Raw genomic sequence first — 24,494 nt, forward strand, 5'->3', positions numbered from 1 at the left:
GATATCGGTAGCGGATTGCTCGAGCCGGTCGCGGGGGTGGTTGGGACGGTGACGGGGGCGTTGGGGGGCGTTGGTGGGGGTGGTGGTGCGACGGGTGGGTTGGGTGGTGTCGTCGGGACCGTGGCGAATACGGCAACTGGGGCGGTCGGTGCTGTGACGGGTGCCTTGGGTGGTGTCGGCGGCGGCGGTACGGCCGGTGGTCTCGGTGGTGTCGTTGGCACGGTGACGGGTGCGCTGGGCGGCCTTGGAAGTGGTGGGGGGACGGGTGGGCTTGGTGGTGTCGTCGGGACGGTGGCGAATACGGCAACTGGGGCGGTCGGTGCTGTGACGGGTGCCTTGGGTGGTGTCGGCGGCGGCGGTACGGCCGGTGGTCTCGGTGGTGTCGTTGGCACGGTGACCGGCGCGCTGGGCGGCCTTGGAAGTGGTGGGGGGACGGGTGGGCTTGGTGGTGTCGTCGGGACGGTGGCGAATACGGCAACTGGCGCGGTCGGCGCTGTAACGGGTGCCTTGGGCGGTGTTGGTAATCCGACTGGTGGACTTGGTGGCGTCGTTGGTACGGTAACCGGCGCACTGGGTGGCATCGGCGGTGGCAACCCGACCGGCGGTCTCGGCGGCGTTGTCGGGACGGTGGGCAATGCGGCAAGCGGCGCAGTGGGTACGGTAACGGGTGCCTTAGGTGGTGTTGGCGATCCGACTGGTGGTCTGGGTGGTGTGGTTAGCGCCGTAACCGGTGCGCTGGGTGGCATCGGGGGTAGCAATCCGACCGGCGGCCTCGGTAGCGTTGTTGGAACGGTGGGCAACGCGGCAAGCGGTGCAGTGGGTACGGTGACGGGTGCTTTGGGTGGTGTTGGCGATCCGACCGGTGGACTTGGTGGTGTGGTCGGTACGGTAACTGGTGCACTGGGTGGCATCGGCGGTGGTAACCCGACGGGCGGCCTCGGTGGTGTTGTCGGAACCGTGGGCAACGCGGCAAGCGGCGCAGTGGGTACGGTGACGGGTGCCTTAGGTGGTGTGGGCGATCCGACCGGTGGGCTTGGTGGTGTGGTTGGCACGGTAACCGGCGCACTGGGCGGCATCGGTGGTGGCAACCCGACGGGCGGCCTCGGCGGCGTTATCGGAACGGTCGCGAACACGGCAACAGGTGCAGTCGGAACGCTGACTGGCGCACTGGGTGGCATCGGTGGCGGGACTGGCGGTCTCGGTGGTGTTGTCGGGACAGTGGGTAATGCGGCCAGCGGCGCAGTCGGTACGGTGACGGGTGCCTTGGGTGGTATCGGTGATCCGACCGGCGGTCTTGGTGGCGTGGTCGGCACGGTAACCGGTGCACTGGGTGGCATCGGCGGTGGTGGGACCGGTGGTCTGGGTGGTGTTGTCGGCACGGTCGCGAACACGGCAACAGGTGCAGTCGGAACGCTGACTGGCGCACTGGGTGGCATCGGTGGCGGGACTGGCGGTCTCGGTGGTGTTGTCGGGACAGTGGGTAATGCGGCAAGCGGTGCAGTCGGAGCGGTGACGGGCGCACTGGGTGGTGTCGGCGGCGGGACCGGCGGCCTCGGCGGTGTCGTGGGCACGGTCGCGAACACGGCAGCGGGCGCAGTCGGAACCCTGACTGGCGCACTGGGCGGTGTCGGCGGCGGGACGGGTGGTCTGGGCGGTGTTGTCGGCACGGTCGCGAACACGGCAACGGGCGCAGTCGGAACGCTGACCGGTGCACTGGGCGGTGTTGGCGGCGGGACGGGTGGTCTGGGCGGTGTCGTCGGCACGGTCGCGAACACGGCGACGGGCGCAGTCGGAACCCTGACTGGCGCACTGGGTGGTGTCGGCGGCGGGACCGGCGGCCTCGGCGGTGTCGTGGGCACGGTCGCGAACACGGCAACGGGCGCAGTCGGCACGCTGACTGGTGCTCTGGGCGGTGTTGGCGGCGGCGGGACCGGTGGTCTGGGCGGTGTTGTCGGCACGGTCGCGAACACGGCGACGGGCGCAGTCGGAACCCTGACGGGCGCACTGGGTGGCGTCGGCGGCGGGACCGGCGGCCTCGGTGGTGTCGTCGGCACGGTCGCGAACACGGCGACGGGCGCAGTCGGAACCCTGACTGGCGCACTGGGTGGTGTCGGCGGCGGGACGACCGGTGGCCTCGGCAGTCTCGGTGGCGTCGTCGGTACGGTCGCTAACTCGGCCACCGGTGTAGTCGGAACGTTGGCCGGTGCCGCGGGTGGTGTCGGCGGCGCGACCGGCGGTCTCGGTGGCATCGTGGGCACGGTGGGTAACACGGCCACGGGTGTAGTCGGAACGTTGGCCGGTGCCGCGGGTGGTGTCGGCGGCGCAACCGGCGGTCTCGGCGGCGTCGTTGGCACGGTAGCCAACACGGCAACCGGCGCAGTCGGGACATTGGCTGGCGCAGTGGGCGGCGCCGGCGGCGCGACCGGCGGTCTCGGCAGCATCGTGGGCACGGTCGCCAACACCGGCACCGGCGTCGTCAACGCCGTCACCGGTGTTGCGGGCAACGGCGGCGCGCTGATCACGCCGATCACGAGCATCGTCGGCAATCTCGGCGGCTCGCTGCCGGTCGGCGCAGCCACCGGTGCGATCGGCGCAGCGTCCGGCGCGATAACCGGCCTCGCCGGCAGCGGCACGGCGGCGATCGCACCGATCGCCTCGACCGTCACGTCGCTGATCGGATCCGCCACCGGCGGCGCCGGCAACGTCGTCGGCTCGGGAGCCGGCGTCCTCTCCGGCGCAACCGGTGCGGCGGGATCGCTCGCGACGGTCACCACCGGCCTGACGGGTTCGCTCGCGCACACCGTGACCGGCACCGCCGGCGCGGTCGCCGGAACGCTCCCGGCATTGAGTGTCGCGCTCAACGGCGGCACGGCAGCCGGTGCGGTCGGCGGGGTGACGAACGCCGCGGGGGCGCTCATCTCCGGCGGTGCGACGATCGCCAACGCGGCGGTGCAATCGGTCGGTTCGGCCGTCGGGTCGGTGGCCGGCATCGTTCCCGCGCTGGCGGTTTCGTTGAACGGCAATTCCGCGCAAGGGGGAGGTAGCGCGTCGGGCGGTCTGCTGGCGCCCGTGACGTCGCTCGTCACTTCGCTCACCGTCCCGGTGATCAAGAAGTAGTCGACGTCGATACCGCGGCCGCCGCATGCCCGGGCGGCCGCGAATTTTCACGCGTCACGCGCGTCACCCACAACCCCGGCGGAACGACGAATCGTGTCGAATCGCGCGGCGTCGTCTCGGTGACGCGCCCTTTTGCGTTTCGGGAGCTGCGGCATCGGATGCCGCGATCCCGGACTTCCCGATTTCTTCCCGCCCGCATCGATTCGCCGCGCGTCGAAGGTGGCGATGTGCCGCTTTCCGTCGTCGTCGTCGTCGAACGAGAAAACGGAACCCGCGCGACCGACGCCGCGTCGTTCATTCCCGACGCATCCGCCGCATGCCGCGCGCACAAACGCCCGCATATCGAACCGTCAGTCCGGCGCCGCCCCGGTCGATTCGCGCACGACGAGCTCGGGCGCGCCGATCGTATGCACGGCCGCGGCCGGCTCGATCCCGTCGATCATGTCGAGCGTCAGCGCGATTGCCCGCGCGGCGATCTGCGCGGTCGGGAACCGCACCGTGGTCAGCGCGGGACGGAACTGATGGGCGAGCTGGATATCGGTCATGCCGACCACCGACAGATCGGCCGGCACGCGCAGGCCGAGATCGGCGGCGGCCTGCATCGCGCCGATCGCCATCAGGTCGTTGGTCGCGAACAGCGCGGTGAGGCCTGGTTTCTCCCTGAGCAGCGCGGCGGCCGCTTCGTAGCCGCCTTCGATCGAGTCGTGCGCCGACACGGTCGTCAGCGCATTCGCCGGATGCCCGCGCGCCGCGAGCTCGTCGGCGAAACCGCGCAGCCGCACCGACTGCGGACCGCCCGAGCCCTTGCCGACGAGCGCGCCGAACGCGCGATGCCGCAGCCCGGACAGATGCGCGGCCGCCAGCGCGCCCGCCGCCGCGAAATCGACGGTCACGCACGGCAGCGTGCGCGACGCATGCACGTGCTCCCACATGCACAGCACGATCGATGCGCCGTGACGTGCGATGTCGGCGAGTTCCGCTTCGGCGAGATCGGTGTTCATCACGATCGCGCCGGCCGCGAGCGTCCCCGCGATCCGCTCGAGGTAGTTGCGCGTGATCGCCGGATCGTCGTCGGTATTGGACACGAGCAGGTAATGGCCGCGCTTGCGCGCCTCGCGTTCGGCGGCCAGCACGAACTCCGGATAGAACGGGTTCGTGATGTTCGACAGCATCAGCGCGAGCGTCGACGTGCGGCCCTCGGCGAGCGCGCGCGCGGTCAGGTTCGGCCGGTAGCCGAGCTCGCGGATCGCCGCCATCACGCGTTCGACGGTCGCCGGCTTCACCTTCTGCGGATTGCGCAGCACGTTCGAGACGGTCGCCGCCGTGACGTTCGCGCGCTGCGCGACTTGCGCGAGCGTCACCATGCGCGGCCTCCGATCGGCCGATTAACGCGATGCTGCGGAAGTGAAGCGGGGGAGTGTCTGCTCATATTCTGGGAGTGCGTCCCACAAGTTGCACAGGGACAGCCGATACGCTAATTTCTCGACACATCAGAGGAAGGAGACGACATGGTACGGCGAACCGGGCGAAGCGCGCCACTGAAATTTAAGCGTTTAAATTTTCCGATCCGATGCGTGTGACGGACGACAGGAGAGCGCGATGACCGCCATTTCAATGAAGGATGTCTCGAAGCGCTACGGCGACCATGCGCCGGTGCTGCGCGACGTGAATCTCGAGATCGCGTCGCACGAATTCTGCGTGTTTCTCGGTCCGTCGGGCTGCGGAAAATCCACGCTGTTGCGGATGATCGCCGGGCTCGAGGACGTGACCGAAGGCGAGCTGCGGATCGGCGGCGCACGGATGAACGACACGCCGCCCGCGGAGCGCGGCGTCGCGATGGTGTTCCAGAGCTATGCGCTGTTTCCGCACATGACGGTGTTCGACAACATCGGTTTCGGGCTGCGGATCGCCGGCACGCCGAAGGACGAGATCCGCCGCCGCGTGACCGAGGCTGCGCGCGTGCTGCAGCTTGAAGCGCTGCTCGATCGCAAGCCGAAGGCGTTGTCCGGCGGGCAGCGGCAGCGCGTCGCGATTGGCCGCGCGATCGTGCGCGAGCCGCGCGTGTTCCTGTTCGACGAGCCGCTGTCGAATCTCGACGCGACGCTGCGCGGCCAGACGCGTGTCGAAATCGCGCGGCTGCACGCGCGCTTCGCGCAATCGAGTTCGGTCTACGTCACGCACGACCAGATCGAGGCGATGACGCTGGCCGACCGGATCGTGCTGCTGCATGCGGGCGACGACGTCGCGCGCTTCGGCAGCATCGCACAGGCCGGTGCGCCGCTCGAGCTGTATCACCGGCCGGCCAACCGCTTTGTCGCGGGCTTCATCGGCTCGCCGCGGATGAACTTCCTGCCGGCCGTCGTCGATGCGAGCGATGCGCACGGCTGCCGGCTGACGCTCGAAGGCACCGGCGAAACACTGACGCTGCACGATCGCCCGTTGCCGCGCGACGTCGGTCGCGGCGCGCGCGTGACGCTCGGGATTCGTCCCGAGCACCTGATGCTCGCCGCGTCCGGCGATGCGGGCTTGCCGTCGATCGTGCGCGACGTTGCGCTCGTCGAGCAGCTCGGCGAAGCCGCGTACGTGCATCTCGACCAGCCCGACGGTGTGCCGTTGCTCGCGAAACTGCCGGGGCAGGCCGCATTGCGGCGCGGCGAACGGCATGCGTTTTGCGTGCCGCCGGCGAGCTGCCACCTGTTCGACGAAGCCGGCATCGCGTTGCCGGCCCTTCACGCCGAAGCGGCGTTCGCGTAGCGGCGCGATGCCGACCCGCCGCGCGCGACGCGGCATTCAACACACCAATACCAGGAGACAACGATGAGACTTCGTGCGAGCCGACTGCTGCTTGCCCTGACGACTGCCGCGGCGTGCGCCGCGGGCACGGCCGACGCGGGCACGCTGAAAGTGAACGTTGCCGCGCGCGGCAACCAGCGCGCGACGTGGCAGGCAGCGTTCGACCAGTTCCACAAGGCGAATCCGGATATCGACCTGAAAGTCAGCTACGTCGGCGAGGAGGCGTACAAGGTGCAGATGTCGGGTTGGCTCGCGACCGATCCGCCCGACGTGCTGAGCTGGAACAACGGCGAACGGCTCGCGTATTTCGCGAAGCGCGGGCTGATCGAGGACCTGAGTGCGGACTGGCAGAAGAACGGCTGGAGCGACACGTATGCGTCCGTGAAGCAGTCGTCGACTTACGGCGGCAAGCTCTACAGTTTGCCGCTCGGCTATGACGCGTACGGACTGTTCTATCGCAAGGACCTGTTCGAGAAGGCCGGCATTCACGGCGAGCCGGCCGACTGGCCGCAGTTTCTCGACGCGTGCCGCAAGCTGAAGGCGGCCGGCATCGCGCCGATCGCGGTGGCCGCGCGCGATGCATGGACGCTCGCCGCGTGGTTCGATTACCTCGACCTGCGGATCAACGGCTATGCGTTCCACCAGAAGCTGATGGCCGGCGACGTCGCCTATACCGATCCGCGCGTGCGGGCCGTGTATGCGGCCTGGAAGAAGCTGATCGACGACAAGTATTTCATCGACAACGCACTGTCCTACGACGTCGATTCGCTGAGCCCGCTGATCGTCAACGGCCAGGCCGCGATGACACTGATGGGCACCTGGTATTCGGCAGGACTGCTGAGCGCGGCGCGCAACCCGATCGGCTTCTTCCGCTTCCCGGCGATCGACGCGTCGGTGCCGCTTGCCGAGGACGGCCCGGTCAACGTGCTGATCGTCCCCGCGAAGGCGCACAACAAGGCCGATGCGCGACGCTTCCTCGCGTTCATGGGGCAACCGGCGGTCAGCGGCGAGTTCGCGAAGGGGATGGGGCAACTGCCGTCGAACAACAAGGCGCCCGAGCCGCAAGACCCGATCTCGAAGATCGGCTTCCGCACGCTCGCGACGACGCCGGGCGGCATCGCGCAGTTCTACGACCGCGACATGACGAAGGAAATGGCGGACGAGGGGATGAAGGCGATGCAGCAATTCCTGTCCGATCCGGCGCAGCTCGATGCGGTCCTGCAGCGCCTCGAGCAGACCCGCAAGCGCATCTACCGCAAGTAATGCGCCGTGCGGCCGGGCCGGCGACGATGCCGGCCCGGTGCTGCGTCGTCACCGTCACGTTCGTTTCATCGAAGGTCATCTCATGTCAACCAGCCTGTCCGAAAGCGCCGCGCGCCGCGATGCCGGCCCACGGCGGCCTGCACGCGCGTCGCTCGCACGGCGGCGCAACCGCGCGGCCCTGTGGTTCGTGTTGCCGGGTTTCGCGCTCTTCACCGTGTTCGTGCTGTACCCGATCGTCAGCAGCATCTGGCTGAGCTTCCATCACTGGGACGGGATGACGCCGATGACGTTCGCCGGGCTCGACAACTATCGCGAGCTGCTGGAGTCCGATACGTTCACCGTCGCGCTGAAGAACAACGTGCTGTGGCTCGTGCTGTTCCTCGCCGCGCCGCCGCTCGGCCTCGCGCTCGCGCTGTACCTGAACCAGAACGTGTTCGGCATCCGGCTCGTGAAGTCGCTGTTCTTCGCGCCGTTCGTGCTGCCGGGCGTCGTGGTCGGCCTCGTGTTCTCGTGGTTCTACGACCCGACGTTCGGGCTGCTGAAGCTGATCGTCGGGCACGGGATCCCGGTGCTCGGCGATCCGCGCTATGCGACCTACGGCGTGATCGCCGCCGCGCTGTGGCCGCAGATTCCGTTCTGCATGATCCTGTACCTGACCGGATTGACCGGCATCAACGGCGAGATCGTCGAAGCGGCGCGGATGGAAGGCGCGCGCGGCTTCACGCTGCTCTGGCACGTGATCCTGCCGCAACTGCGGCCCGCGACCTTCATGGCGGTCGTGCTGACCGTGATCGGCGCGCTGCGCAGCTTCGACCTGATCTCGGTGATGACGGGCGGCGGCCCGTTCGACAGCTCGACCGTGCTCGCGTATTTCATGGTCGACCAGGCGATCAAGTACTACCGCGAAGGCTATTCGGCCGCGATCGCCGTCGTGCTGTTCGCGATCATGCTCGTCTACATCGTGTGGCAGCTGCGCAAGCTGGTGCGCGTCGAGTCGTAAGGATCATAGTAAGGATCACAAACATGTACCCGATGCCTGTTTCCCGCTGGGGACGTCCCGCCCGTCTGCTGTACCGGCTGTCGCTGCCGTGCGCGCTCGCGCTGTGGCTCGTGCCGCTGCTCGCGGTGCTCGTCACGTCGATCCGCTCGACCGACGAGATCATGGCCGGTCATTACTGGAGCTGGCCGAAACAGTTCGCGCTCGTCGACAACTACGGCGCCGCGCTCACGCAGACGCCGATGCTCCATTACTTCGCGAACAGCCTCCTGATCACGGTGCCGTCGGTGGCCGCGTCGATCCTGCTCGCGTCGCTCGCCGGGCATGCGCTCGCGAACTACCGGTTCCGCGGCAACCTCGTGCTGCTCGGGCTGTTCGTCGCCGGCAACTTCGTGCCGATCCAGATCCTGATGATTCCGGTGCGGCAGATCATGCTCGGCGTCGGCCTGTACAACACCGTGTGGGCGCTCGTGCTGTTCCACACCGCGTTCCAGACCGGCTTCTGCACGCTGTTCCTGCGCAACTTCATCCGCGAGCTGCCGTTCGAGCTGATCGAGGCCGCGCGCGTCGAAGGCGCGTCCGAGTGGGCGATCTACTGGCGCGTCGTGCTGCCGCTCGTGCGGCCCGCGCTCGCGGCGCTCGCGATCCTCGTGTTCACGTTCGTGTGGAACGACTACTTCTGGGCGCTGTGTCTCACGCAAGGCGACGACGCGGCGCCGATCACCGTCGGCGTCGCCGCGCTCAAAGGGCAGTGGACGACCGCCTGGAACATCGTGTCGGCCGGCTCCGTGCTCGCCGCGCTGCCGTCGGTGCTGATGTTCTTCGCGATGCAGAAGCACTTCGTCGCGGGGCTCACGTTCGGCGCGACGAAGGGCTGATCCGTCCCATCCTCTTTCTTCAGCAAGGAATCCACGATGCACCTCGGCGTTTGCTACTACCCCGAACACTGGCCGCGCGAACAATGGGATCGCGATGCGCGGCGCATGGCCGAACTGGGCCTGACGCGCGTGCGGATCGCCGAATTCGCGTGGAGCCGGATGGAGCCGGAGCCCGGCCGCTACGACTGGGCATGGCTCGACGAAGCGATCGACACGCTCGCGCGCCAGCAGTTGAAGATCGTGCTCGGCACGCCGACCGCCGCGCCGCCGAAGTGGCTCGTCGATCGTCATCCGGAGATGCTGCCGGTGGGCGCGGACGGCGCGGTGTGGCAGTTCGGCTCGCGTCGCCATTACGACATCGCGAGCCCCGTGTATCGCGAGCACTGCGTGCGCATCGCCGACGCAATGGCGCGGCGCTACGGCGCGCATCCGGCGGTGATTGCATGGCAGACCGACAACGAACTCGGCTGCCACAACACGTTGCCGAGCTATACGCGTGCGGCGCTCGAAGGCTTCCGTGCATGGCTCGCCGTGCGCTACGGCGATATCGGCGCGTTGAACCGCGCGTGGGGCAACGTGTTCTGGAGCATGGAATATCGTGGCTTCGACGAGATCGAACTGCCGCGTCATACGCCGACCGACGCGAATCCCGCGCATCTGCTCGACTTCCGGCGCTATCAGTCGGACGAGGTCGCGCGGTTTCATGCGGTGCAGGTCGACGCGATTCGTCCGCACGCGCCGGGCCGCGACGTGCTGCACAACTTCATGGGGTTTTACACCGAGTTCGATCATTACGCGTTCGCGCGTGGCGGCCTCGACGTCGCCGCGTGGGACAGCTATCCGGTGCCGCGTACCGAAGTGCTGCCGCTCGACGAAGCGGACAAGCAACGCTGGGCCCGCACCGGGCATCCGGACGTGTCGGCGTTCTCGCACGATCTGTATCGCGGGGTCGGCAACGGCCGGATGTGGGTGATGGAGCAACAGGCGGGGCCCGTCAACTGGGGGCCGTACAACCCGGTGCCGCACGCGGGCGCGGTGCGGCTGTGGACGTGGGAAGCGTTCGCGCATGGCGCGGAGCTCGTGTCGTATTTCCGCTGGCGGCAGTATCCGCATGCGCAGGAGCAACTGCATTCGGGGCTCAACGCACCGGACGACCGGCTGTCGCCGGGCGGTCATGAAGTGGCGCGCGTCGCGCGGGAAATCGCCGCGCTGGATCCCGCGCTCGTCGCCGGCGAGCGCGGGACGGCCCGCGTCGCGCTGCTGTTCGACTACGAGGCCGACTGGATGATCCGGATCCAGCCGCACGGCGCCGATTTCGACTATCAGCAGCATGCGTTGGACTGGTATCGCGCGCTGCGCGAACTGGGCCTCGATGTCGACATCGTCGCGGCCGGCGCCGACGTGTCGCGTTATGCGCTCGTCGTCGCGCCGACGCTGCCCGTCGTCACGGATCGCATCGTCGAACAGGCCGCGAGCGGACACGCACACTGGCTGTTCGGCCCGCGCACGGGTTCGCGCACCGCGGAATTCGCGATCGCGCCGGGTCTCGCACCGGGCACGCTGCGCGACGTGCTGCCGGTGCGGATCGGCCAGGTCGAGTCGCTGCGGCCGTCGCTCGCGCCGCGCGTGTCGTTCGACGGCGTCGACGGCCATGCGCTGAAATGGCGCGATCACGTCGATATGGACGCGGCGCCTGGCGTCGACGTGCTCGCCGCATGCGACGACGGTGTACCCGCACTCGTGCGGCGTGGCCCCGTGACGATGGCGACTGCCTGTTTCGATCGAACGCTGTTGCGCGCGATCATTGCCCGCTGCGCACGCGATGCCGGGTTGCAAGTGTGCGCGCTACCGGACGGTGTGCGATTGCGTCGACGCGGGCGCGTGACGTTCGCGTTCAACTACGGTGGCACGCCGTGCATGCTGCCCGCGCCGGCCGGTACGCGCTTCGTGCTCGGCAGCCGCGACCTCGGCGCGGTCGACGTGGCCGCGTGGGTCGCAGCGGACTGACGCGATGCAGTCGTTGCGGTCGCTGCAGTCGCATTTCGCGCGCCTGGCGGGAATCGCGTACTTCGTACCGCTGTCCGCGGCGGCGCTGATGCTCGGCGTCGCGATGTCGTTCACCGCGCCGTACCTGTCGCTGTTCGGCGTCGAGGCGGCGGGGATGTCGCCGTCTCTGGCCGGCGTCTTCATGACGCTGATCGCGGCGAGCGGCGTCGTCGCGAGCACGTGGGCCGGGCGCTGGTCGGATCGACGCGACCGGCACCGGCCGTTGCTCGTGGTGTCGCTCGCGGCGGCCGCGCTCGGTTTCGCGCTGCTGTGCGTGCTGCGCGCGCACGGGCCGGCGATCGCCGCCGGCACGATCCTGCTCGGCGCGGGCGCCGTGTCGCTGTCGCAGATCTTCTCGTTCGCGCGCGCGGTGCTGCCCGTCGCCGACGATGCGCAGCGCGAACTCGCGTCGGCCGCGCTGCGCACGATGCTGTCGATCGCATGGGTGTTCGGTCCCGCGCTCGGTGCGCTGATTCTCGCGCAGACGGGTTTTACCGGCCTCTTTCTGGCGGCATCCGCGGGCTTCGTCGCCTGCGCGGCGATCGTCGCGCGGATTCCGGAGCCGGCGCGGCGGCCCGCGGCCGTTCACGTGCGAGCCATGGACCGCACCGCGCCGTCGCCTGACGATGCACGCGCGGCGGCGGCGGTCGTCGCGCCGCGCGCCAGCGTGCTGCGCACCCTCGTCGCGCTCACGCTGATCGGGCTCGCGGCGAACGCGACGATGATCGTGCTGCCGCTCTATATCGTGCGTGCGCTCGGCGGCACGCCGGCGAACGTGTCGGCCGCGCTCGGGCTGGCCGCGTTGCTCGAGATTCCGATGATGCTGTGGCTCGGCATTCGCTCGACGCGCCTCGACAAGGCGCACTGGCTGACCGCGTGCGCGCTCGTGCATGCCGCGTATTTCATCGGCCTCGCGGCGGTCACGCGCGTGAGCCTGATCCTGCCGCTGCAACTGCTGAGCGCGTGCGTGGTCGCGATCACGTCGTGTCTCGGGATGACGCGCGTGTGCGACCTGATGCCCACGCGCCCCGGCACCGCGACCGCGATGTTCTTCAGCACCGCGCGGGTCGGCTCGATCGCATCGGGGGTGCTGTCGGGCGCGTGCGTCGATCTGTTCGGCTATCGCGCGACGTTCGCCGGCTGCTGCGGGCTCGCGCTCGTGGCGTGTGCGCTGCTCGCCGTGGACGCATACGGCGAGCGGGGCGGCGCCGGCCGTACGAGCGCTGCGCGCCGCGGCTTCGATTCACCGCACTGACGCGAATGCGCCGGTGCGGTGAAGCAGCGCCACCGTGACGCGTCAGCGCTGCCGGAACGCGTCGAGCGACGGCAGCGCGTGACCGTGGAAATCGAACAGCGTGTTGTTGTCCCACTGGTCACCCGCGCCGAGCTTCCAGCCGACACCCGGCGTCGGAATCCATTCCGGTTCCCACCAGAACACGCCCTTGCCGCGATTGCCCGGCACGCCCTTCACGATATCGACGACTGCCGCGAGGAATTGCGCCTGGCCGGCCGGCGACGGCGGAAAGGTCGTCGATCCGGTGTTCGTCATCGCGTTCGGCTCCGAATCGCCGTCGCTCGTGGTCCACGGATACGCGGTTTCGACGACGATCAGCTCCTTGTCGTAGCGCACCGCGAGATCGTTCGCGTTGTTGCGCAGATCGTCGAGCGCGCCTTGCCATTGCGGGTAGTACGACAGCCCGATCACGTCGAACGCGACGCCGCGCTGCGTCGCGCTGTCGAACCACCAGCGGCTCTTGCCGTTGTCGCCGCCGCTGTCGATGTGCAGCATCACCTTGATGCGCGGATCGACGGCCTTCACCGCATCGTGACCGGTTTTCAGCAACTGCGCGAGGTTGTCCCACTGGTCGTAGCGGCCGAGCGGCCACAGCATCCCACCCGTGATCTCGTTGCCGATCTGCACCCACTCGGGACGCACGCCGGCGCGCTGCAGCCGGCGCAGCACGTCGGTCGTGTACGCCGACAGCAGCGCGCAGGTTTCGGTCAGGCTCTTGCCGGCCCACGCATGCGGCGGATATTGCTTGCCGGGGTCGGCCCACCAGTCGCTGTAGTGGAAGTCGATCAGGATGCGCATCCCCAGCGCGGCCGCGCGCTGCGCGAGCGCGACGACGTGCGCGGCATTGTTGTAGCCCGCTGCATCGCTCTGGTTCGCGGGGAAGAAATCCGGGTTGCCGGGATCGTTCCAGACCTTGATCCGGATCGAATCGACGCCGTGCGCGCGGAGAATTTTCAGGCAGTCGCGCGGCGCGGCGCCGCGGTCGAAGAAGGTCGCGCCATGCGCTTCGAGTTCCGGCAACGTCGAGATGTCGGCTCCCATCGCGAACGGGCTCGCCGCCGCATTGCGCGCGGCGGGTTGTGCGAAGGCGGGCAGCGGGCCAGCCAGGTCGAGGCACGCAAGCGCCGCGCTCGACATGCTCCAGCGCAGCATCGATCGTCTGTTCATCGTCTTCCTCCATGGTCATGGACCCCGTCGGACGCGGGGTCGGCTTCAAGATTTTTAAGCGCTTAAATTTCGGCCCGCAATGCGAGGCCGAATGGAGCGTAGCGCACCTGTCGCCGCCCATGCAAAGAACGCTTGCGTTGCCTACTATCTGGCGAGCGCCGTCACGCGCCGCTTCTTGTCGCAGCGCAATCCGGCGGAAGGAGCGATGGGCGCGGACGCGGCCATCGACGTGCGCCAGGCGCCGCACCGCGGTCAGCGGGATCAGCGCGAGCGCGGCCTGCGCGCCGCGCTACGACCGGTCGCGATTCCGCGCGCGCGTCGCGCCGGTGATGACCGCGATGCCGAACAGGATGACGGCCACGATCTCGATGATGTACTGCGCGACGTGCAGCGTCATCAAACCCCAGGCGACGCCGCCGATGAAAATGATCCATCCGACCAGGTAGATAAGCAGGGTCATCGCTTGTTCTCCTTGCAGTATTGGCCCATGGCGCCGGTTGTCGGTTATGCAGAATTTACCGGGCGCGCAGTAAGCGCGATGAAGGGGGCGTTATCCGCGGAGTGCAGGAGCATATTCCGGGCCTGGCCTTGCGGTGCCGGATCGCATTCCCGAGGGTCGCAGCTTGTCGAGTGCTTCATTCGGTTGCCGCATCGTGCGGATGCAGCCCGAGCCGCGCCATCAGCCGCCCGGCATCGAACGGCGCCTGGGTTTTCGTGTCGTTGTCGAAATAGCAATACACGTCGCGCGTCTGCGCATGCGTCGGTTGCAGCGCCGGCGCGGCGAGACGCGCATCGTCGGGCTGCGCGCCGCGGCTCCACGCTTCGATTCTGCGCGCCCATCGTTCGAGCGCCGCATCGGCGTATTCGCCCGAGTACTTCGTTTCGGTGCCGTGCAGCCGCATGTAGACGAACCGCGCGCTCAGATCCTCGAACTGCGGCCACGCCTCGGTCGAATCCGACACGACGAGCGCGACCTTGTGGCGGCGCAGCAGCTTCACGAACGCCGGATCCACGAAACTGTCGTGCCGCACTTCCACCGCGTGACGCAACGCGCGCTTGCGGTCGATCTGCAGATACGGCTCACGCACGCGCGCATCGTGCCGGCGGGCGAGCGCGAGCGCGGCTTCCGTGTCGGGCGGCAGCAGGCTCAGGAAGCGCTCCATGTGCGCCGGATCGAAACGCAGCGACGGCGGGAATTGCCACAGCAGCGGCCCGAGCTTGTCCTTCAGCGCGAACAGCCCCTGCGCGAAAAAATTCGCGCACGCGGTCGTGGCCGTTTCGCCGCGAAAGCGCAGCATGTGCGTCAGGTAGCGCGAGCCTTTCACGCTGAACACGAACCCGGGCGGCGTGTCGGCATACCAGCGCCGCCAGCTGTCAGGTGCTTGCAAGCTGTAGTGCGTGCCGTTGATTTCGATCGTCTGCATGCGGCCCGATGCATACCGCAGCTCGCTGGCCTGCTTCAGGTCGGGCGGGTAGAACGTCCCCCGCCAGCCGGGGTAGCGCCAGCCTGAAATGCCGATGTGAATCCTGCCGGATGTGCGTGTCACGTCGATGCCCGGCTGCGCCGGGTTCCTGATGCGGTTCGGGCGACGAGCAATCCGCGTGCCGCCGCCGTCGCCGATTTGATTTTTTAAAGACTGCGCCACGTTCGGCCGGTATGATCGCTGCGCTCGCGAACGGCGCGATCGGCCGGTGCATCCCGACGATCCACGCATCACCGCCTTCGCCGGCACGGCAATCACGACACCACCGGACGGACCCGCCGACGCGCGGTCCGTCGATCCGGCCGAACGGGCCAACCCAGCACGACGGAGTATCGAAACGATGTGGATGGAGACAGGGACGGGGCGGCGCGCGAGGGCAATCGCGGCCGGCGGGGCATGGTGCGTGGCCGCCGCGGGCGGTGCGCACGCGCAGGCATCGGCGCCGGGCGCGGCGGTGGCCGTGCTGCCCGCCATCGACGTGCGAGGGCCGGCCGATGCTTCGCCCGTCGGGCTCGTCGGACGGCGCACCGCCACCGGCACCAAGACCGACACGCCGATCGACGAGATTCCGCAAACGATCAACCTCGTGACCGCGCAACAGATCGACATGACCGGCGCGGCCGACCTGAACCAGGCGTTGCGCTACGTGCCGGGGTTCGCGACGTTCGGCGCCGACAGCCGCACCGACTGGTATGCGGCGCTGCGCGGCTTCACGCCGACGCTGTACGTCGACGGCCTGCCGGCGCCGAACACCGCCGTGATCGCGAACTGGCGCGTCGATCCGTACACGATCGACTCGATCGCGGTGCTGCGCGGGCCGACGTCGGTGCTGTACGGCGCGGGCGAGCCGGGCGCGATCGTCGACGCGCACACGAAGCTCGCCGACGGCGAGCGCGTGCGCGAAGCCGGCGTGCAGATCGGCAACGACGCGCGCAAGCAGACCATGCTCGACGTCGGCGACAGGCTCGATCCGGATGGCAGGACTGCGTACCGCTTCGTCGGCGTCGCGCGCGACGGCAACGCGGTGACCGGCCCGAACGGCGACCGCCGCGTCGCGCTCGCGCCGTCGTTCCGGTGGCGGCCGAACGCCGACACGTCGCTGACGGTTTCCGCGACGTTCCTGCAGGACAGCGGCGACATCTCGTCGAACTTCCTGCCCGCGTCGGGCACGGTGCTGCCGAACCCGAACGGCCGCCTGTCGCAGGACCTCTACATGGGCGACCCGTCGTTCAACGACTACCGCAAGAAGCAATGGTCGCTCGGCTACGCGCTGGAACACCGCGTGAACGCGATCTGGACGCTGCACCAGGACGTGCGCTGGTCGCATCTGTCGCTCGACGATGCGACGGTGTTCGGCAACGGCCTCGTGCCCCGCAGCACGACGAACATGATGCGTTTCGCGGGGCTGTTCCAGCTCAACTACAGCCGGCTCGACATCGACAATCACGCGCAGGCGCGCTTCGGCACGGGGCCGCTCGAACACACGCTGCTGTTCGGCGTGCAGTTCGACCGGCAGACGACGACCAACAGCGTATGGCTCGCGCTCGCGCCGTCGCTCAACCTGTACCACCCGGTTTATCGGCCCGTGACGGCCGCGATCTTCTCCGGCCCGACGTCGCTCGGCCACGTCGACCAGTACACCGCGATGAACACGGTCGGCGTGTACGCGCAGGACCAGATCCGCTGGCAGCGCTGGACGCTGACGCTCGGCGGCCGCGAGGACGTCGTGAATGCGCGGTTCGACGACCGCACCGCCGGCACGCACGCGCAGCAGGACGTCAGTGCGTTCTCCGGGCGGGTCGGGCTCACCTATCGCGGCGACGCCGGCTGGTCGCCGTACGTCAGCTATTCGACGTCGTTCGATCCGGTCATCGGCGTGCGGATGTTCGGCGGCGGCCTGCCGAAACCGACGCGCGGCGCGCAGACGGAAGCCGGGCTGCGCTGGGAGCCGCCCGGCCGGAACCTGATGCTGAACGCGGCCGTGTATCAGATCGACCAGACCAACGTCGTGACGCCGACGCCGATCAATCTCGACCCGACCGGCACGACGTCGGTGCAGACCGGCAAGGTGCGCTCGCGCGGCATCGAACTGAGCGCGGTCGGCAAGGTGACGCGCGAGCTGTCGATCGTCGCGTCGTATGCGTATCAGGACGTCAAGAACGTGCAGGCGAACGACGTGTCGCTGAACCACTGGCCGGTGTCCGTGCCGCTGCCGCGGCAGATGGCGTCGATGTGGGCCGACTGGACCTGGCGCACGGGCGCGCTGGCGGGCCTCGGCGTCGGCGGCGGCGTGCGCTACCAGAGCGCGTCGGCCGGTGCGCCGGACAATTCGCTGACGGTGCCGAGCGCGACGCTTTACGACCTCGCGATCCACTACGAACTGCCGCGCTGGCATTTCGCGGTGAACGTCGCGAACCTGTTCGACCGGCGCTATGTAAGCGGCTGCCAGTCGTACGCGGTGTGCGTGTTCGGCAACGAGCGGACCGTATTGGCCAGCGCGAAATACAACTGGTGAGCGCGCCGCGTCCGGCCTACGCGTCTCGTTGTGGCTCGCGGATAGCGGTGCGCGCGCCTGCATGGCCCAGGCGCCGCCATTCGGTCGGCGTGATGCCGAAACGTTCGCGGAAGGCCGTGGCGAAATTGGCCGGCGTGGAAAAACCGATTTCCTTCGCAATGCTGGCGATGCTGAGCGACGTGGAGTCCAGCAGATCCTGTGCGATCCGCAGCCGCTCGTAGCGCAGATATTCGAACACCGTCTGGCCGAGATTGTCGCGAAACGCGCGCGACAAGCGCTTTTCGTGCGTGCCGACCGCGCGCGCCAGTTCCTCCACCGTCGGCGGATCGTTCAGCGTGCGCGACAGGTGACGAATCGCCGCGCGCACGATGATGTCGTAGTCCTTGCCGCCCGCGAACGGGTTTTCCGCCGGCGCCGCTTCGGCGGGCCGGTCGCGCTTCGTCCGCGACAGCTGCACGCGAATTCGCGCGATCACCTCCGCCGGCTCGAACGGCTTCACCACATAGTCGACGCCGCCGATCTCAAGCCCCTCGAGCCGTTCGTGCAATGCGCCGGCCACGGTCAGGAAGATGACGGGGATCGCGCACGTCAGCGGATCGGCGGCCAGCAGGCGGCACGCGGTGAAGCCGTCCATGTTCGGCATGCGCACGTCCATCAGGATCAGGTCGGGCATCAGCGCCTGCGCGCGCTGGCACGCTTGCGCGCCGTCGAACGCGATGCTGATCCGGCATCCCGTGCTGCGCAGGATGTCGGTCAGCAAACGGAGCTGCTCGGGTTGATCGTCGACGATCAGGATATGCGCGTCGCTCAATGCGGAGATCGATGAAGGCATCGTGCACCTGTTGTGAAAAGGCGGTGGGCTGCGTTTCCGCGGGTGGCCTGCCCGCTGCGGTGGAAACGCCGGAAGCCGCTCCGTGGCGATGCATCCGTCGCATCGCACGCTCGCATCGATTCAGGGCAGGGCGGCAGGCAACCGCTCGGCACATCGTACGGTGGCCGTTCGTTGTTCTGATCGCCGAGCCGTGGAGACATGAGGGATTGCCGTACTTGCGTGGAGATGGATCGCGACAGCCGGAATCGATGCGAGCGGAATTGTAGGAGCATATGTCGAATCAGGCCAGACGTGACGGCGCCATTCTCGCTATTTCAACTTCGTGATTATCGAAAATGGCGGTTTTCGACAGGAAGGTGAAGCGTTGATGTGCGCCAATACTCGTGGTTTACGCTTATATCGAGTGCGAAAGCGTGCGGCCGGCCGCTTTCGTGATTGTCTTTATCGGGAAAAATATTATTCGAATCCGCTTTGGCAAAGTATTTATCCGCTCGATAAAAGATCTGGGTTAATAGTGTTTGAGCGAAATCGTTTGCGGAGTCGATGTATTTTCAATAAGTATTTGAATATTATGAATTTTACAATCTATAAAGAATGCCGCCTTTAATAATTCGGGACCGTGTCTCATAATTCGTCCGAACTTTGAGTAACGGTGAAGCAGGGCAGCGGAAGCACCGCAAGCAGTGACGGACGTTGCCTGACCCTGGGCCGGCGCATCAATTGATGCCTGTCCACGCACATGTTCGCTGCACGGAAATGAAACCCGGTTGCCGGGGATGAAAATAAAAGAAGCGGGATGGGTCGCGGTCGGCGCGACGACAAATCGGGGATGGCCATGACGACGGGTTGAATCTCCGGATTCAGTCGGGGAAAAGCTCGTCCATAAGAATCAATATGTATTCCTAATGCAGTTGTCGAATTAACGGAACGGGACGTCAGGACGACGACATGCCCGGGGCTTTCGAACGCCCTGCCGAAACGGGTGCTCGATGCGTCGTCCCGACATGGCCGGCAGCGGAATCCGCTGCTGAAACGAAGTCGCAATCGAAGTCGAAGCTGTCGATAAAAGTAAGTAGTCCGATATTCAAACCAGACGCTACACAACGGAGCAGAAGACCATGAAGAGGAAGCAGATTTCGGCGCTCGCCGCCGCGATGTTCACGGGCGCGGGTGTGCTGATCGCCGGCGCCGCCCACGCGGACAATTTCGTCGATCGAGGCAACCCGGACAACGCGCTGAACGGCCAGTGCATCGACGGCACCAACCCGCTGTGCGTGACGACGAAGAGCGGCACGTTCGTGGCGGTCAGCACCGCGAACGTGACGCAGGGCACCAATGCGAAGGCCGGCACCAGCGGCATCGCGATCGGCGACCAGTCGAATGCGAGCAGCAAGGGCGGCACCAGCAGCGGCGGCGCGATTGCGATCGGGGTCGGCTCGCAGGCGCTGGCGAACTCGGCCACCGCGATCGGCACGGTGGCGGTCGCGCAGGGCAATACGGCGCTGGCGATCGGCCGCCAGTCGGCGGCGGTCGGCGATTTCTCGATGGCGCTCGGCAACGTCGCGGATGCGCACGGCACCAGTTCGATCGCGCTCGGCCACTCGGCGCTCGCCAGCGGCGACCGCTCGGTCGCGATCGGCGGCGCGAACCCGACGTCGAGCGACGGCGTCTCGGCGGGCGCATCGTACGACGCGGCCACGCAAACGCGCGCCGCCGGCACGCAGTCGGTGGCGATCGGCGCGGGCGCGCAGACGAGCGACAACAACCAGGTGGCGATCGGCTCGGGCAGCGTGGGCGCGAACAACGGCGGCACGCCGGTGTTCGGCGGCACGGCCGCGCCGGTCGGCGGTGCGGTATCGTTCGGCGCGCTCGGCAGCGAACGCCAGCTCAAGAACGTCGCGGCCGGCGCGGCCGATACGGACGCCGTCAACGTCCAGCAGTTGAAGAACGTGAACAGCACGCTGAGCACGGGCATCGGCAATGTCGACGCACGCGTGACGTCGGTCGGCAATTCGCTGTCGACCACGATCTCGAACGTCGACCAGCGCGTGACCAGCGTCGGCAACAGCTTGAGCACGAGCATCGTCACGGCGACGCAGAACGTCGTCAAATACACCGACAACTCGCATGCGGCGATCGCGCTCGACGGCGCGACCGGCACGACGATCGGCGGCGTGGCGGCCGGCGTCGCCGATACCGACGCGGTGAACGTCGGCCAGTTGAAGGGCAGCGTCGCGCCGCTGCAGACGTCCATTTCGACGGCGGCTTCGAACATCACGAACCTGCAGAACAGCGTGACCGGCATCGACGGATCGCTGAGCACGGCGGCATCGAACATCGGCAACCTGCAGGCGGCCGATACGCGCAACGTCAAGTACGACGGCGCGAGCGGCTTCGACTCGGTGACGTTCGCCGGCCCGAACGGCACGACGCTGCGCAACGTCGCGGACGGCAAGGACGCGCACGATGCCGTGAACGTCGGCCAGTTGAACGGCGGCCTCGCGTCGCTGAGCACGAGCGTGACGAACAACCTCAGCACGACGCTCGGCAACCTGAGCACGTCGATCACGAGCCAGATCGGCAACGCGACGAAGAACGCGGTGCAGTACGACGACGATGCGCACGGCGGCGTCACGCTCGGCGGCAAGGGTGCGACGGCGCCGGTCGGCCTGCACAACGTCGCGGACGGCGTGGCCGCGCACGACGCGGTGAACGTGAGCCAGCTCGGCAAGGCGACCGACACGCTCAACCAGTCGATCACGACCGTCGGCAACCAGGTGACGACGAATACCGGCAACATCGCGGCGCTCCAGCAGGACGCGCTGCAGTGGAACCCGAGCCTTGGCGCCTACGATGCGAGCCACGGCGGCCATGGCCCGCAGCTGATCAGCAACGTCGCGGCCGGCAAGAGCGGCACGGACGCCGTCAACGTCGATCAGCTGAACGCGGCGATTCACGACGGTACGAGCCAGCTCGATGCGCTCGCCGTCAAATACGACGATGCGAGCAAGCAGCAGGTATCGCTCGGCGCGGGCAACGGCGGGAATCCGGTGCGCGTGACCAACGTCGCGGCAGGCAACGTCGCGGCCGGCAGCACCGATGCGGTGAACGGCGCGCAACTGCGTCTCGCGACCGACGGCGCCGCGGCCGCGCTCGGCGGCGGCGCGACCGCGAACCCGGACGGCTCGATCAGTGCACCGAACTACAAGATCGGCGGCAGCGCATTCAACAACGTCGGCGATGCATTGACGAACCTCGACGGCCGCGTCGGTGGCAACACGGCGACGCTCGCGAATCACGAAACGCGCATCAGCAATGCCGAAACGAATATCGCGGACAACACGGCCGCGATCGCCGGGCTGCAGCAGGATGCGCTGCAATTCGACCCGACGCTCGGCGCGTTCAGCGCCGCGCGCGGCGGTGCGCCGACGAAGCTGACGAACGTGGCCGACGGCAACGTCGCCGCGGGCAGCACGGACGCGGTGAACGGCGGCCAGTTGTCGGGCGTGAAGACCGCGCTCGAACAGCAGATCACGAACGTGTCGAACCAGGCCGGCGAAGCCGTCAAAAACGTCGTCAAGTACGACGTCGACACGAACGGCAACCGGCTGAATTCGGTGTCGCTCGTCGGCGGCGACGCGACGTCGGCGGTCGTGCTGAAGAACGTCGCGGCCGGCACCAACGATACCGACGCGGTGAACGTGAAGCAGTTGAAGGACGTGCAGTCGAACCTGAACCAGCTCGGCGCGCTCGCGGTGCAGTACGACGACGGCTCGAAGAGCACGATCACGCTCGGCGGCGCGGGCGGCACGCGCATCACCAACGTACAGGCCGGCACGCTCGGCGCGACCAGCACCGACGCGGTGAACGGCTCGCAGCTGTACGCGACCAACCAGCAGGTGTCGAAGAACACCACCGACATCTCGAACCTGCAAGGGAGCGTGACCAACATCGCGAACGGCAAGGCCGGCCTCGTGCAGCAGCAGGACGCGAACGGCGCGATCACGGTCGGCAAGGACTCGGGCGGCACCAGCGTGAACTTCTCGGGCACGGCGGGCGACCGCGTGCTGACCGGTGTCGCGGCCGGCGTGAACGCGAACGACGCGGTCAACATGGGCCAGTTCAACAGCGCGCTGCAGAATGTCGCGACCAACGACAAGATCCGTGCGGCGGCGACCGATGCGAACACCACGTGGATCGCGCGTGCCGATGCGGGGGCGATCGGCTCGACGGCGACCGCGACCGGCAAGAACGCGGTGGCGGTCGGCCAGGGCTCCGTCGCCGATCGCGACAACTCGTTCTCGGTCGGCGCGAAGGGCAGCGAGCGCCAGATCACGAACGTCGCGGCCGGCACGGCGCCGACCGACGCGGTGAACGTGCAGCAGCTGAACGACAATCTCGCGACGGCGTCGACGCAGGCGAAGGGCTATACCGACCAGCGCATCGGCCAGGTGTACAACTCGTTCAACGACCTGAAGAAGGACATGTACGGCGGTGTCGCGTCGGCGATGGCGGTGGCCGGCTTGCCGCAGCCGACCGGCGCGGGCCGCTCGATGGTGTCGGCGGCGACGTCGAACTACCACGGCCAGCAGGGCTTCGCGGCGGGCTACTCGTACGTGACGGAGAGCAACCGCTGGGTCGTCAAGGCATCGGTGACGGGCAACACGCGGTCGGACTTCGGCGCGGTGGTCGGCGCGGGTTATCAGTTCTGATGCAGGTCGCGTAGCGTCGAGCGACGCGCGGTGCCGGGCGACGCATGCAAAGCCCGGCATCCGCTGACGATCGAAGGCCCGGGGTTCGTTCGCGCATCCCGGGCCTGCGTCGTTTGATGTCGCCAGCCGATCGGGCAATGCGCATCGACGATGCCGTCGCGAATGCGAGTGGCGCCATCCGCCGCGATCGTCGCCATCCCGCAACCGGCGGCCCGGCAAGGGTTTCACGCGCCTGCGGCGGAGCGTCCAATGCGAGTTGTGGAAGGCGAGCCCGCGCTCGTATTCTGAACTCCTCGGGCGGCACGGCATGGAGCCTTCCCCCACCATCGCATCAGAGAGCGCGACGATGACCGAAACGACAAACACGATGAAGCTCAACCACCTGAGCTTCCCCTCCGCCGACACGCTGGCGACCGCTCGATTCTTCGAGCGATATCTCGGCTTCACGATCGCGGGAAGCTGGGACCAATCCTGGATTCTCAAACGTCCGGGCTTCGACGTCGTGATCGATCACGTCGGCGACGGCGTGCCCGCGTGGCCGACCAACTTCCACGTCGGCTTCGAACTGCCGAGCCTCGATGCCGTGCACACGCTGTTCGCGCGCTTCAAGGAAGAGGGCGTCGCGATGGAGACGGAGGTCTTCAACAACGGGCGCGGCTCGCGCTTCTTTTGCCGCGCGCCGGGCGGCGTGATGTTCGAACTGAACACGCGTGCGGATGCGGCGCCGGAATATCAGGGCACCTTCGACGATTGACGCAAGGCGGTCCGTGCCGCGCCGCGCTCAGTCGCCGCTGCTGGCGCGGGCGAGGGTCTCGATGACCGCGCCGGTACGCGACGGCGCGGTGATCTCCGTCCATTGCAGGTGCGCGTATTTCGGATCGTCGCGCAAGGCGGCGAACTTGACGCGGTTTTTCGCGAACGTCGTGTACGACCACAGCAGCACCGAGTCTCGCGAGCAGAACGCCATCCGCAGCGATTCCCGGTTGCCGTGAAAGAGCTCGGTGCGCATGAGCCCGCGGCCGAGCGTGCGCCGGAGCACGCGGGAAAACACCGTCCATCGCCCGAAGTTGAGCCAGACGACGTGCGTGGCGCGCGACCACAGCACGTCGCGCACGGCGCTGTAGTTGCCGTCGGCGACCCATCGGTCGCCGGCCGTCGCCGCCCGCACCGCATGCTCGAACTGCGCGGGCGGCACGGCGGTCCAGCCGGGCCCCCAGTAGAGCCGATCGAGTTCGAGGTACGGGCAGGCCGCGGCGGCTGCCAGCGCGCTGGCGAAGGTGGACTTCCCCGCTCCGCTTGTTCCGACGACGACGACGCGCATGGGTGTGACCACGGGCAAAAGATGAAGCCGCGTATTGTGCCCGATGTGCGACGGCCGCCGCGCGGCCGTCGTCGC

17 protein-coding genes are annotated in these 24,494 nt (G+C 67.9%); 10 read left to right on the plus strand and 7 right to left on the minus strand.

The genetic code is table 11. The features are described from left to right. Window positions 1–816 precede the first annotated feature (816 nt). Window positions 817–3,117: a hypothetical protein gene (locus HWX14_RS24700; protein ID WP_244130326.1), complete on the plus strand. Its 2,301-nt coding sequence runs from the start codon at window positions 817–819 to the stop codon at window positions 3,115–3,117. 350 nt (window positions 3,118–3,467) lie between these two features. On the opposite strand, the gene HWX14_RS24705 is transcribed toward HWX14_RS24700, so the two are convergent. Continuing rightward, entirely contained in the window at window positions 3,468–4,481 is a 1,014-nt protein-coding gene (locus HWX14_RS24705; RefSeq protein WP_175884981.1) for a LacI family DNA-binding transcriptional regulator, read from the minus strand. Between the two features lie 235 nt (window positions 4,482–4,716). Between HWX14_RS24705 and ugpC the strand changes: the two genes are divergently transcribed. From ugpC to HWX14_RS24735, 6 genes are all read left to right on the plus strand, one after another. Further along, a complete protein-coding gene (ugpC, locus tag HWX14_RS24710; protein ID WP_175884982.1) occupies window positions 4,717–5,871 on the plus strand; it encodes a sn-glycerol-3-phosphate ABC transporter ATP-binding protein UgpC in 1,155 nt (384 codons plus the stop codon). A gap of 63 nt (window positions 5,872–5,934) precedes the next feature. Next, window positions 5,935–7,173: an extracellular solute-binding protein gene (locus HWX14_RS24715; protein WP_175884983.1), complete on the plus strand. Its 1,239-nt coding sequence runs from the start codon at window positions 5,935–5,937 to the stop codon at window positions 7,171–7,173. An 82-nt stretch (window positions 7,174–7,255) separates the two neighbouring features. Then, the gene (locus HWX14_RS24720; protein WP_175884984.1) at window positions 7,256–8,173 is read left to right on the plus strand and encodes a sugar ABC transporter permease; all 918 of its coding nucleotides are present in this window, start codon (window positions 7,256–7,258) and stop codon (window positions 8,171–8,173) included. A gap of 23 nt (window positions 8,174–8,196) precedes the next feature. Continuing rightward, the gene (locus tag HWX14_RS24725) at window positions 8,197–9,048 is read left to right on the plus strand and encodes a carbohydrate ABC transporter permease (RefSeq protein WP_175884985.1); all 852 of its coding nucleotides are present in this window, start codon (window positions 8,197–8,199) and stop codon (window positions 9,046–9,048) included. Between the two features lie 36 nt (window positions 9,049–9,084). Next, window positions 9,085–11,055, plus strand: coding sequence for a beta-galactosidase (locus HWX14_RS24730; protein ID WP_175884986.1), 1,971 nt, complete (start codon window positions 9,085–9,087; stop codon window positions 11,053–11,055). A 4-nt stretch (window positions 11,056–11,059) separates the two neighbouring features. Beyond that, window positions 11,060–12,349 (plus strand): sugar efflux transporter, encoded by a 1,290-nt coding sequence (locus HWX14_RS24735; RefSeq protein ID WP_175884987.1) that lies wholly within the window; start codon window positions 11,060–11,062, stop codon window positions 12,347–12,349. A gap of 42 nt (window positions 12,350–12,391) precedes the next feature. On the opposite strand, the gene HWX14_RS24740 is transcribed toward HWX14_RS24735, so the two are convergent. The 3 genes from HWX14_RS24740 to HWX14_RS24750 form a co-directional block, all read right to left on the minus strand. After that, entirely contained in the window at window positions 12,392–13,555 is a 1,164-nt protein-coding gene (locus HWX14_RS24740) for an arabinogalactan endo-1,4-beta-galactosidase (protein WP_175884988.1), read from the minus strand. A gap of 289 nt (window positions 13,556–13,844) precedes the next feature. Then, complete coding sequence (locus HWX14_RS24745) at window positions 13,845–14,015, minus strand: hypothetical protein (protein WP_175884989.1); 171 nt, start codon at window positions 14,013–14,015, stop codon at window positions 13,845–13,847. Between the two features lie 175 nt (window positions 14,016–14,190). Further along, window positions 14,191–15,102, minus strand: coding sequence for a DUF72 domain-containing protein (locus HWX14_RS24750; protein ID WP_175885564.1), 912 nt, complete (start codon window positions 15,100–15,102; stop codon window positions 14,191–14,193). 277 nt (window positions 15,103–15,379) lie between these two features. Here HWX14_RS24750 and HWX14_RS24755 point away from each other — a divergent pair, with 277 nt between their 5' ends. Continuing rightward, a complete protein-coding gene (locus tag HWX14_RS24755; protein WP_175884990.1) occupies window positions 15,380–17,554 on the plus strand; it encodes a TonB-dependent siderophore receptor in 2,175 nt (724 codons plus the stop codon). Between the two features lie 16 nt (window positions 17,555–17,570). Here the strand turns inward: HWX14_RS24755 and HWX14_RS24760 are convergent, their stop codons facing one another. After that, window positions 17,571–18,386, minus strand: a complete 816-nt coding sequence (locus HWX14_RS24760) for a response regulator (RefSeq protein WP_175884991.1) — start codon at window positions 18,384–18,386, stop codon at window positions 17,571–17,573. Between the two features lie 1,118 nt (window positions 18,387–19,504). Between HWX14_RS24760 and HWX14_RS24765 the strand changes: the two genes are divergently transcribed. Then, a complete protein-coding gene (locus HWX14_RS24765; RefSeq protein ID WP_175884992.1) occupies window positions 19,505–23,098 on the plus strand; it encodes a YadA-like family protein in 3,594 nt (1,197 codons plus the stop codon). On the opposite strand, the gene HWX14_RS24770 is transcribed toward HWX14_RS24765, so the two are convergent. Next, a complete protein-coding gene (locus tag HWX14_RS24770) occupies window positions 23,089–23,295 on the minus strand; it encodes a hypothetical protein (RefSeq protein WP_175884660.1) in 207 nt (68 codons plus the stop codon). The two genes, HWX14_RS24765 and HWX14_RS24770, sit on opposite strands and share 10 nt — an antisense overlap. A 149-nt stretch (window positions 23,296–23,444) precedes the next feature. Here HWX14_RS24770 and HWX14_RS24775 point away from each other — a divergent pair, with 149 nt between their 5' ends. After that, window positions 23,445–23,852: a VOC family protein gene (locus HWX14_RS24775; protein WP_175884993.1), complete on the plus strand. Its 408-nt coding sequence runs from the start codon at window positions 23,445–23,447 to the stop codon at window positions 23,850–23,852. Between the two features lie 27 nt (window positions 23,853–23,879). Here HWX14_RS24775 and HWX14_RS24780 read toward each other — a convergent pair whose 3' ends face one another. Continuing rightward, on the minus strand, window positions 23,880–24,419 hold the full coding sequence (locus HWX14_RS24780) for a toxin (RefSeq protein WP_175884994.1): 540 nt from the start codon (window positions 24,417–24,419) through the stop codon (window positions 23,880–23,882). Between the last annotated feature and the right edge of the window lie 75 nt (window positions 24,420–24,494).

It is taken from the genome of Burkholderia sp. BCC0044, assembly GCF_902832955.1.
GTDB lineage: Bacteria > Pseudomonadota > Gammaproteobacteria > Burkholderiales > Burkholderiaceae > Burkholderia.

What these genes read in the sequence shown, in the direction of transcription:
- HWX14_RS24705 (WP_175884981.1), bottom strand. Translation starts at nt 4,481, where the DNA reads ATGGTGACGCTCGCGCAAGTCGCGCAGCGCGCGAACGTCACGGCGGCG.
- HWX14_RS24725 (WP_175884985.1), top strand. Translation starts at nt 8,197, where the DNA reads ATGTACCCGATGCCTGTTTCCCGCTGGGGACGTCCCGCCCGTCTGCTG.
- HWX14_RS24765 (WP_175884992.1), top strand. Translation starts at nt 19,505, where the DNA reads ATGAAGAGGAAGCAGATTTCGGCGCTCGCCGCCGCGATGTTCACGGGC.
- HWX14_RS24735 (WP_175884987.1), top strand. Translation starts at nt 11,060, where the DNA reads ATGCAGTCGTTGCGGTCGCTGCAGTCGCATTTCGCGCGCCTGGCGGGA.
- HWX14_RS24730 (WP_175884986.1), top strand. Translation starts at nt 9,085, where the DNA reads ATGCACCTCGGCGTTTGCTACTACCCCGAACACTGGCCGCGCGAACAA.
- ugpC (WP_175884982.1), top strand. Translation starts at nt 4,717, where the DNA reads ATGACCGCCATTTCAATGAAGGATGTCTCGAAGCGCTACGGCGACCAT.
- HWX14_RS24715 (WP_175884983.1), top strand. Translation starts at nt 5,935, where the DNA reads ATGAGACTTCGTGCGAGCCGACTGCTGCTTGCCCTGACGACTGCCGCG.
- HWX14_RS24770 (WP_175884660.1), bottom strand. Translation starts at nt 23,295, where the DNA reads ATGGCGACGATCGCGGCGGATGGCGCCACTCGCATTCGCGACGGCATC.
- HWX14_RS24780 (WP_175884994.1), bottom strand. Translation starts at nt 24,419, where the DNA reads ATGCGCGTCGTCGTCGTCGGAACAAGCGGAGCGGGGAAGTCCACCTTC.
- HWX14_RS24755 (WP_175884990.1), top strand. Translation starts at nt 15,380, where the DNA reads ATGTGGATGGAGACAGGGACGGGGCGGCGCGCGAGGGCAATCGCGGCC.
- HWX14_RS24745 (WP_175884989.1), bottom strand. Translation starts at nt 14,015, where the DNA reads ATGACCCTGCTTATCTACCTGGTCGGATGGATCATTTTCATCGGCGGC.
- HWX14_RS24720 (WP_175884984.1), top strand. Translation starts at nt 7,256, where the DNA reads ATGTCAACCAGCCTGTCCGAAAGCGCCGCGCGCCGCGATGCCGGCCCA.
- HWX14_RS24775 (WP_175884993.1), top strand. Translation starts at nt 23,445, where the DNA reads ATGACCGAAACGACAAACACGATGAAGCTCAACCACCTGAGCTTCCCC.
- HWX14_RS24740 (WP_175884988.1), bottom strand. Translation starts at nt 13,555, where the DNA reads ATGAACAGACGATCGATGCTGCGCTGGAGCATGTCGAGCGCGGCGCTT.
- HWX14_RS24760 (WP_175884991.1), bottom strand. Translation starts at nt 18,386, where the DNA reads ATGCCTTCATCGATCTCCGCATTGAGCGACGCGCATATCCTGATCGTC.